This window comes from Paenibacillus sp. 32O-W (assembly GCF_007679495.1).
GTDB classification, from domain to species: domain Bacteria; phylum Bacillota; class Bacilli; order Paenibacillales; family NBRC-103111; genus Paenibacillus_L; species Paenibacillus_L residui.
This window is the reverse complement of the sequence record NZ_VEGP01000189.1, coordinates 1-358: the sequence shown is the minus strand read 5'-3', so window position 1 is coordinate 358 and position 358 is coordinate 1. Positions and strand designations below refer to the sequence as shown.

The following is a 358-nucleotide window of genomic DNA, read 5'->3' as shown; positions in this document are numbered from 1 at the left end:
ACGCAGCGCCGTGCTTTCTCCCAGTTGGTGAGGAGAATCGGGATGTCGGCAGCAGCCCAACGATCGTCTTCGGTCGCAAACGTGATGTCCTCTTGTTTTTCCGCCAGCGTTTCCCAGAACGCAGGATGCTGCTGAAGGTAAGAAATGGCCTTCTTCACAGTGGCCTTCTTCGGCAGTTTGAAGATGTACTGCCACCCACGTTCTTCAGCGTACGCCATGACAGTGTCATCGGCAAAGCCGCAGTCGGCCCGGATGCCTTCGATGATCCATTCCGGCGGCAGCATCGCCTCGATTTCTTTAACGAACGAGAGCAGATCCTTCATGCCGTTCGTGTTGCCGGGATTCACTTGCAAGTGGA

At 55.6% G+C, this 358-nt stretch carries 1 protein-coding gene; it reads right to left on the bottom strand.

The window, feature by feature from the left end; genetic code table 11:
• Positions 1-358 (bottom strand): transposase (locus tag FS806_RS25385; protein WP_144942140.1); only part of this gene is annotated, 358 nt, incomplete at both ends.